Source organism: Skermanella sp., assembly GCF_059503625.1.
In genome coordinates this window covers 1-8,312 of sequence record NZ_JCACHA010000854.1, presented here as the reverse complement: position 1 = coordinate 8,312, position 8,312 = coordinate 1, and the positions used below count along the sequence as shown (strand labels likewise).

The 8,312-nt window shown below is 64.6% G+C and carries 7 protein-coding genes, 1 tRNA gene, 1 pseudogene and 1 other annotated feature; of the genes and pseudogenes, 5 read left to right on the top strand and 4 right to left on the bottom strand.

Annotation, left to right across the window (positions count from 1 at the left end; all coding sequences use genetic code 11):
• From AC5JJ6_RS30985 to ruvX, 3 genes are all read right to left on the bottom strand, one after another.
• Positions 1-785: AEC family transporter (locus AC5JJ6_RS30985; protein WP_496045739.1), on the bottom strand; the 785-nt coding region annotated here is incomplete at its 3' end.
• 23 nt (positions 786-808) lie between these two features.
• A complete protein-coding gene (locus AC5JJ6_RS30980; protein ID WP_496045738.1) occupies positions 809-1,354 on the bottom strand; it encodes a hypothetical protein in 546 nt (181 codons plus the stop codon).
• A gap of 112 nt (positions 1,355-1,466) precedes the next feature.
• On the bottom strand, positions 1,467-2,015 hold the full coding sequence (gene ruvX / locus AC5JJ6_RS30975; RefSeq protein ID WP_496045737.1) for a Holliday junction resolvase RuvX: 549 nt from the start codon (positions 2,013-2,015) through the stop codon (positions 1,467-1,469).
• A 119-nt stretch (positions 2,016-2,134) separates the two neighbouring features.
• On the opposite strand from ruvX, the gene gatC reads away from it, so the two are divergent.
• The 5 genes from gatC to AC5JJ6_RS30950 all read left to right on the top strand — a co-directional run bounded on the left by gatC (position 2,135) and on the right by AC5JJ6_RS30950 (position 6,909).
• On the top strand, positions 2,135-2,422 hold the full coding sequence (gatC, locus tag AC5JJ6_RS30970) for an Asp-tRNA(Asn)/Glu-tRNA(Gln) amidotransferase subunit GatC (RefSeq protein WP_044435499.1): 288 nt from the start codon (positions 2,135-2,137) through the stop codon (positions 2,420-2,422).
• Positions 2,422-3,996 (top strand): amidase family protein, encoded by a 1,575-nt coding sequence (locus AC5JJ6_RS30965; RefSeq protein WP_496045736.1) that lies wholly within the window; start codon positions 2,422-2,424, stop codon positions 3,994-3,996. The genes gatC and AC5JJ6_RS30965 overlap by 1 nt, the downstream gene beginning before the upstream one ends.
• Positions 3,997-4,008: 12 nt before the next feature.
• A complete protein-coding gene (gene gatB / locus AC5JJ6_RS30960; RefSeq protein WP_044435503.1) occupies positions 4,009-5,481 on the top strand; it encodes an Asp-tRNA(Asn)/Glu-tRNA(Gln) amidotransferase subunit GatB in 1,473 nt (490 codons plus the stop codon).
• A gap of 91 nt (positions 5,482-5,572) precedes the next feature.
• Entirely contained in the window at positions 5,573-6,739 is a 1,167-nt protein-coding gene (locus AC5JJ6_RS30955; RefSeq protein ID WP_496045735.1) for a trans-sulfuration enzyme family protein, read from the top strand.
• A gap of 80 nt (positions 6,740-6,819) precedes the next feature.
• A tRNA-Ser gene (locus tag AC5JJ6_RS30950) sits at positions 6,820-6,909 on the top strand.
• 105 nt (positions 6,910-7,014) lie between these two features.
• Here the strand turns inward: AC5JJ6_RS30950 and AC5JJ6_RS30945 are convergent.
• Positions 7,015-8,272 (bottom strand): annotated as a pseudogene (locus tag AC5JJ6_RS30945) (IS3 family transposase); the annotation flags it as partial.
• Positions 7,868-7,984: a sequence feature (AL1L pseudoknot), on the bottom strand. (Overlaps the previous pseudogene by 117 nt.)
• Positions 8,273-8,312 lie beyond the last annotated feature (40 nt).

Here is an 8,312-nt window from a genome sequence, read left to right as displayed (position 1 = left end):
AGCACGGCGATCGTCAGCGTCAGCCCATGGACGCCGTACATGGCGCAGAACAGCGCTGTCAATCCCGGTACGATCAGGAGCTTGATCGCCGAGGATTGCAGCAGCGCCCGGCCCGCCGACCGCACCGCCGGGATGTCGAGGCCGGCGCCGACCGCCAGGAGACCGAGGGGTGTTGCGGCAGCTCCCAGGATTTCGCAGATCGGGCCGAACACCGGCGGCTTCCCGATGCCGGTCAGGTTGAGCAGCGCGCCGGCGGCCACGCCCATGATGATCGGATTACGCAGGATGCCGAAGACGGCCGCCTTCACCGACGGCCCGTTACTCTGCCCTGTCCCATAGCGTGACAGCACCACGACGCACAGCACGTTGACCAGCGGCACGACGCTCGCCAGCCCGATCGCGAACAGCGTGACACCCGGCACCCCGAACAGGGCGGAGGCAGCCGCAAGACCGACGAAGGTGTTCGGCCGCACCGATCCCTGGAAGACCGAGCTGAAAGCCGGTCCCGTCAGGTTCAGCCGCCGCCGCAGCAGATAAAGGCCCAGCGTCACGGTAAGGATAGAGGACATCAGCGCCAGCGCCATGGGAAGGACGCTCAGGTCGCCAAGGTTGGCTTTTGACAGGTTGTCCAGCAGCAGGAGCGGAAAGAAGATGAAATAGGTCAGCTTTTCCATCGGAGCCCAGAACTCGTCCGGGACGATCCGATACCGGCGGAGACAGTAGCCCAGCAGGATCAGGGCGAAGATCGGGACCAGTGCGGCGAAGGCGGCGAGCGATTGCTTCATTATTGCTTTTTGTCGGAATGCCTTTACCGCAATGCCAGCGGCGCTCCCACTTCGGGCGGCGGCTTGCGGCTGAGCCAGGAGAGAAACTCGCCGATGTTCTCGCGGATTGCGCCCTCGTTGGCAAGCCGCGTTCTCTCATCAGCCGCGAAAGCGGCGCTGTAGGGTGTGGTGAACTCGGTTTCGATCGTCCGCTCCTGCGCGGGCTGGCCGTTGACCGCATCCGCCAGTTCGTAATGGACCTTGGCGGTTACCGTCATGCCCAGGCCGACCAGCGGTTGGCGAACATCCAGCAGATGGGCATAGAGGATGTACCGGGGGGCGCTTCCCTCGGCCAGGAAGCCATGATTCCGCAGGCTGTCCATCAAGGCGCTCTGAAAATCGTCGTTATCGACTTCCGAAGTCCCGAGCGCGCGGGTTGCCTGTCCGCCATCGACCGATCCGACCGCGACGCCATCGGCAAGGCCGGGATCTGCTGGGTCGGCAAGCGCCAGCACCGAAGGGGCCGTCATGCCGGATCGGTCGGCGGGTGCGGCGCAGCCTGCCAGCGCCAGCATGGTAGCAAGTAGCATCGGTACGGCGCACGGTCGCATCGGGATCTCCCAAGCCGCTCTTCGAGAAAGAATCATCTTTCATCAACAGCCTGGGAACCGTCACGGCACCGTTACAAAAGAAGAGCCTGGATCAATCCCGGTCGCGATCTTCGCTATCGTCGTCCAGATCAGCCGGATGCACCGGTGCCTCCAGGTCGCGCTTGTGCCGCCCCAGCGCGTCCAGCGCGCCTTGAAGGATATAGGCCGCCGCCATTTTGTCGACGACTTCGGCCCGCCGCTTCCGCGTCATGTCGGCGTCGATCATCATCCGCTGCACGGCGCTGGTGGACAGCCGCTCGTCCCAAAAGGCGATTTCCTGCTCACCGCCCAGCAATTCCCGATGTTCCATCATGCTGGCGCCGAACTGCCGCGCCCGCTCGGCGGAAGGTCCCTCGCTGCCGTCCATGTTGACCGGCAGCCCGATTATCACCGCCCCGACTTCCCGGTCCTTCAGCACCTTCGCCAATTCCCGCGCATCGGCGGTGAACTTGGTGCGTTTGATCGTGCCGATGGGGGAGGCGACCGAGAAGCCCGGATCGGAAATCGCCATTCCGATGGTCTTGGTGCCAAGGTCCAGCCCGAGCAGCCGTTTGCCGCGAGGGACTGATGTCAGAAGGTCCGTAAGCTTGCGGATAGCCATAGCGGGTGTTACTTTCGGCGCACTTTAAATGAAGGCGCACTGCCAGAAATTTGCCATATCCGCCGACCGCCGGGGCCCTGCTCCGGCAATCGGCATTCGCGGACGGAGAGACTTACCCCATGTCGCTCGATAAGGCCACCGTGGCGAAGATCGCCCACTTGGCCCGCATCAAGGTGCCCGAGGCCGACCAGGAACATCTGGCTGGCGAACTCAGCAACATCCTGAACTTCGTCGAGCAATTGAACGAGGTCGATACCGTCGGCGTGCAACCGATGACCAGCGTGGCGCCGCACAAGCTGCGCCGTCGCCCCGACGCCGTCACCGACGGCGGCGTCCGCGACGCCGTACTGCTCAACGCCCCGGAAACCGCCGAGGGCTTCTTCGTCGTGCCGAAGGTTGTCGAGTAATGACCGATCTTACCAAACTGACGATGACCGGCGCCCTGGAAGGACTGGCCAAGGGCGAGTTCACCAGCGTCGAGCTGACCGAAGCGCATGTCCGCGCGGTCGAGGCATCGCGCGCGCTCAACGCCTACATCACCGAGACGCCGGATCAGGCGATCGCGATGGCCGAACGCGCCGACGCCCAGCGCGCCAAGGGCGAGGCCGGGCCGATGAACGGCCTGCCGATCGCGGTCAAGGACCTGTTCTGCACGGCCGGTTTCCAGACCACTGCCGGCAGCCACATCCTGGAAGGCTTCAAGCCGCCCTATGAATCGACCGTCACCGCCAATCTGTGGCGCGACGGTGCGGTCATGCTGGGCAAGGTCAATTTGGACGAGTTCGCCATGGGCTCGTCCAACGTGACCAGTTATTTCGGTCCCGTAATCAGCCCGTGGAGCCCAGGCGTTCTGGTCCAGCGCGACGCCGCCGAGACCGATGCCGGCTTCCTGGCGGAAGTCACGGCGGCGATCCGCCAGCCGCGCCCGGTGCAGGAATGGCAGTGGTCGCGCAAGCTGGTCCCCGGCGGTTCATCGGGCGGTTCGGCCGCCGCCGTCGCCGCCCGCTGCGCCATGGCCGCGACCGGCACCGACACGGGCGGCTCGATCCGCCAGCCGGCGTCGTTCGTCGGTATCGTCGGCATCAAGCCGACCTATGGCCGCTGCTCGCGCTGGGGCATCGTCTCCTTCGCGTCGTCGCTCGATCAGGCCGGTCCGATGACCCGCACCGTTGCCGACGCGGCGCTGATGCTCGGTTCCATGTGCGGTTTCGATCCCAAGGACTCGACCAGCGTCGATATGGCCGTGCCCGATTTCAAAGCGGCACTGACCGGCGACATTCGTGGCCTGAAGGTCGGTATTCCCAAGGAATACCGCGTCGACGGCATGCCGGCGGAGATCGAGAAGCTGTGGCAGCAGGGCATCGACTGGCTGAAGGCGGCGGGCGCCGAGCCGGTGGAGATCAGCCTGCCGCACACCAAGTACGCGCTGGCGACCTACTACATCGTTGCACCTGCGGAATGTTCGTCCAACCTCGCGCGCTATGACGGCGTCCGCTTCGGCCTGCGGGTCGAGGGCGGCGACCTGAAGGAAATGTACGAGAACACCCGCGCCGAGGGTTTCGGGGCGGAGGTCAAGCGCCGCATCATGATCGGCACCTACGTCCTGTCCGCCGGTTACTACGACGCCTATTACCGCAAGGCCCAGCAGGTGCGGACCCGCATCGCGCAGGACTTCGAGGAAGCGTTCAAGCTGTGCGACGTCATCCTGACGCCGACGGCGCCCAGCACCGCCTTCGAGATCGGCGCCAACATGGACGATCCGATCGCCATGTACCTGAACGACGTGTTCACCGTGCCGGCATCGCTGGCCGGCTTGCCCGGCATCTCGGTGCCGGCCGGTCTGGCGTCCGACGGCCTGCCGCTGGGTCTCCAGATCCTTGGCCGTCCGTTCGACGAGGCGACCGTCCTGAAGGTGGCCGGCGTGGTCGAGAACGCCGCCGACTTCACCGCTTTGCCGCCTTTCGTCTCCGCCCGTTATTGAGGAAGTTGGACCATGACGTCTGTGATTGAAGGGACCAGTCTGATCCAGGGCGAGACCGGCAACTGGGAAGTGGTGATCGGCTTGGAAGTCCATGCCCAGGTCGTTTCAAACGCGAAACTGTTCTCCGGCGCCTCGGCTCAGTTCGGAGCCGAACCGAATACCCAGGTCAGCTTCGTCGATGCCGCCTTCCCCGGAATGCTGCCGGTCATCAACGAATATTGCGTCGAGCAGGCGGTCCGCACGGGCCTCGGCCTCAAGGCGCAGATCAACCTGTTCTCGGTGTTCGACCGCAAGAACTACTTCTACGCCGACCTGCCGTCGGGCTACCAGATCAGCCAGTTCCAGCAGCCGATCGTCGGCAAGGGTGAGATCGTCCTCGACATGCCGGACGGCTCGTCGCGCACGGTCGGCGTCACCCGCCTGCACTTGGAGATGGACGCCGGCAAGAGCCTGCACGATCAGCACCCGAGCAAGACCTATGTCGACCTGAACCGGTCCGGCGTCGCCCTGATGGAGATCGTTTCGGAACCGGATATGCGTTCGGCTGAGGAAGCCGCCGCCTATGTCCGCAAGCTGCGGGCCATCCTGCGCTATCTCGGCACCTGCGACGGCAACATGGAGGAAGGCTCCATGCGCTGCGACGTCAACGTCTCGGTCCGCCGCCCCGGCGGCCCCCTTGGGACGCGGACGGAAACGAAGAACGTCAACTCGATCCGCTACGTCCAGATGGCTATCGAGTACGAGACGCGCCGCCAGATCGAGGTGCTGGAGGAAGGCGGGACCATCGTCCAGGAAACCCGCCTGTGGGACACGACCAAGTTCGTGACCCGCTCCATGCGCAGCAAGGAAGAAGCGCACGACTACCGCTACTTCCCCGATCCCGACCTGCTGCCGCTGGAACTGGAGCAGGACTGGGTCGACGCGATCAAGGCGACTCTGCCGGAGCTGCCGGACGAGAAGAAGGCCCGCTTCATCAGCGACTACAAGCTGTCGCCCTATGATGCCGGCGTTCTGGTGGCGGAGCGGGCCAGCGCCGCCTTCTACGAGACGGTGGCCAAGGGCCGCGATCCCAAGCTTGCCGCCAACTGGACGATGGGCGAGCTGTTCGGCGCGCTCAACAAGCAGGGCAAAGGCATCGACCAGTCGCCGGTTTCCGCCGAGAACCTGGGCGGCCTGATCGACCTGATCTCCGACAACACGATCAGCGGCCGCATCGCCAAGGATGTGTTCGCCGAGATGGTCGAGACGGGCAAGCCCGCAGCCCTGATCGTCGAGGAAAAGGGCCTGCGTCAGGTCACCGATACGGGAGCCATCGACTCTGCCATCGCCGGCGTGCTGGCGGCGAATCCCGACAAGGTCGCCGACTACAAGGGCGGCAAGGAGAAGCTGTTCGGCTTCTTCGTCGGTCAGGTCATGAAGCAGACCCAGGGCAAGGCCAACCCGGCCCTGGTGAACGAACTGCTGACCAAGAAGTTGAAGGAGTAGCAAGGCTGGACGCGGTGGCCGCTTCCTCACAGGAGCAGCCGCCGTGTCCCCCCGGCTCAAGCCCTTACATACATTCCGGAGAATTCCCGCCATGGCCGGCAAGCCCGACAGCCTCAAGCCTGAAACCCTTGCGGCCAACGCCCTTGGCTGGATCGACGAGAAGACCGGCGCGATCGTCCCCGCGATCCACCCCAGCACGACATTTCTGCGGGACGCCGACAACAGCTACGACACCACGGGCCGCGTCTACAGCCGGGCCGACAATCCGACATACGATCAGGTCGAAGCGCTGCTGAACACGCTGGAAGGCGGGCAGGGGGCCTTGGTCTTTTCCTCCGGCATGGCGGCGGCCACGGCGCTGTTCATGTCGCTCAAGCCCGGCGACCATGTCGTGGCACCCAGCGTCATGTACTGGTCGCTCCGCAACTGGCTGAACGATTTCGCCCGCACCTGGGGCCTCGACGTCGAATTCGTTCAGAGCGCCGACCTCGACGCGCTCGCCAAGGCGATGCGGCCGGGCAAGACGGCGCTGGTCTGGCTGGAAACGCCGAGCAATCCGCTATGGGACGTGACCGACATTCAGGCCGCGTCCGACATCGCGCATAAGGCAGGCGCCCGCCTCGCCGTGGATAGCACGTCCGCCAGCCCCGTCATCACCAGGCCGCTGGCGTTCGGCGCCGACTACGTGATGCATGCCGGCACCAAATACCTCAACGGCCACAGCGACGTGATCGCCGGCGCATTGGTGACCTCTGCCGACGACGATCACTGGAACCGCGTCAAGTCGGTCCGCAAGAACCTCGGCGCCGTCCTCGGCCCGTTCGAAAGCTGGCTGCTGCTGCGCGGCATGCGCACGCTCTATCCCCGCGTCCGCACCGCCTCGGCCAACGCGCTCGACATCGCGCGCTACTTCGAAGGCCATCCCGGTGTCGCGGAGGTCCTGTATCCCGGCCTGCAAAGCCATCCGCAGCACGAGATCGCCGTCAAACAGATGACCGACGGCTTCGGCGGCATGCTGTCGATCCGGATGAGCGCCGGCACGGCCGCCGCCATCGCTGTCGCCGCGAACACCAAGGTCTTCACCCGTGCCACCTCGCTCGGCGGGGTCGAAAGCCTGATCGAGCACCGCGCCAGCATCGAGGGAACCGACAGCCCGGTCCCCGGCGATCTGCTTCGTTTGTCGGTCGGAATCGAAGCGATAGAGGACCTGATCGGCGACCTTTCCCAGGCAATCGCCATCGCTTCCAGGAGTGCATGACTTTTCCCGAGAAAAGGGAATGAATAGCGTGCAATAGGGCTTGCCGAGACAGGCTCCAATGGCTATACAAACGCCGCGCTGGATAGGTGGCCGAGAGGCTGAAGGCACAGCTTTGCTAAAGCTGCGTGGGGGAAACCTCACCGTGGGTTCGAATCCCACCCTATCCGCCACCCCCCCGTTCCAGGGGGCCGTGGAAATCCACCGATGTACAGCTTTCCGATACAGACCAAAGATGAACCGCGCCGGGATTGCCGGAGGCCGGTTTGGTTGATTCACGCCGCCTTGGCAACGTTCTCGGCTTGAGCATAGTAGCGTGCTTCGGCTTCGGCGGGTGGAATGTTGCCGATGGGTTCGAGCAGGCGCCGGTGGTTGAACCAGTCCACCCATTCCGGGGTGGCGAGCTCGACGGCTTCCAGGCTGCGCCACGGCCTGCGGCGTCGGATCACCTCGGTCTTATAGAGGCCGTTGATCGTCTCGGCCAAGGCGTTGTATCGCCTACGGCGTTAGCTGAAGCTCCAAAGGAATCACCGACGCTGCCGACCGACGGTTCGACGCCGGCCTCGGTCAGACGTTCGGTGTACTTGATCGCGACTTATTGCGACCCGCGGACGGAATGGTGGATGAGGCAGCTACCCTTGGCTGGCCGGCGATCATGAAGCGCCTGCTCCAGGGCATCCAGGACAAAGCCGGCGTGTGCGGAGCGCGATACCCGCCAGCGACGGTCCGCCGGGCAAAGGTGTCGATGACGAAGACCACATAGACGAAGCCCTGCCATGTCGCTACAAACGTGAAATCCGCCACCCACAAGGCATTCGGACGTGGTGCCTGGAACTGACGGTTCACCCGGTCAAGCGGGCACGGCGCCGCCCGGTTGCTGACCGTTGTCCGCACCGCCTTGCCACGCGTCGCCCCCTTCAGACCCATGCGCCTCATCAACCGAGCCACCGTGCAGCGCGCCACGTCAAAACCTTCCCGCCGCAACTGTCGCCAGACCTTGCGTACCCCGTAAACCTGGAAGTTCTCATTCCAGATCCGCTGGATAGCCACGCTCAGCTCGGCATCGCTTAGCCAGCGGGCCGACGTCTTGGATGGATCGGCCCGTTTGGCAATGTGGTCGTGGTAAGTGGACGGGGCGATCGGCAGCACTGTGCAGATCGGCTCGACCCCGTGGACGGCGCGATGCTCGTCGATGAAGGCGATCATTTCCTGAACGGGCGGTCGAGATCCGCCTGAGCGAAATACGCCGATGCCTTGCGAAGGATCTCGTTCGCTCAGGTGCTGCTCCCGGACTTCGCGTTCCAGCGCCTTGATACGCTCCCGGTCGTCGCTCGTCGGGCTGGTACGCTTGCCCCGGTCGCGTTCGGCCTGCCGGACCCAGCCCCGCAGCGTCTCGGGATTGCAGCCGATCTTCGCCGCGATCGAACTGATCGCCGCCCACTGCGAGACGTGTTCCCCTTCGTGCTCGAACACCATCCGCACTGCGCGTTCGCGGACTTCAGAGGCGTATTTGGGTGATGCTTGTTTCGTCATGATGACCCCAATCTCTCAAGAAATGGGGCCTCCGGTAAACCCG

Bases quoted from the DNA above. Each gene is read 5' to 3' on its own strand.
- AC5JJ6_RS30980 (WP_496045738.1), bottom strand. From the start codon at position 1,354: ATGCTACTTGCTACCATGCTGGCGCTGGCAGGCTGCGCCGCACCCGCC.
- ruvX (WP_496045737.1), bottom strand. From the start codon at position 2,015: ATGGCTATCCGCAAGCTTACGGACCTTCTGACATCAGTCCCTCGCGGC.
- gatC (WP_044435499.1), top strand. From the start codon at position 2,135: ATGTCGCTCGATAAGGCCACCGTGGCGAAGATCGCCCACTTGGCCCGC.
- AC5JJ6_RS30965 (WP_496045736.1), top strand. From the start codon at position 2,422: ATGACCGATCTTACCAAACTGACGATGACCGGCGCCCTGGAAGGACTG.
- gatB (WP_044435503.1), top strand. From the start codon at position 4,009: ATGACGTCTGTGATTGAAGGGACCAGTCTGATCCAGGGCGAGACCGGC.
- AC5JJ6_RS30955 (WP_496045735.1), top strand. From the start codon at position 5,573: ATGGCCGGCAAGCCCGACAGCCTCAAGCCTGAAACCCTTGCGGCCAAC.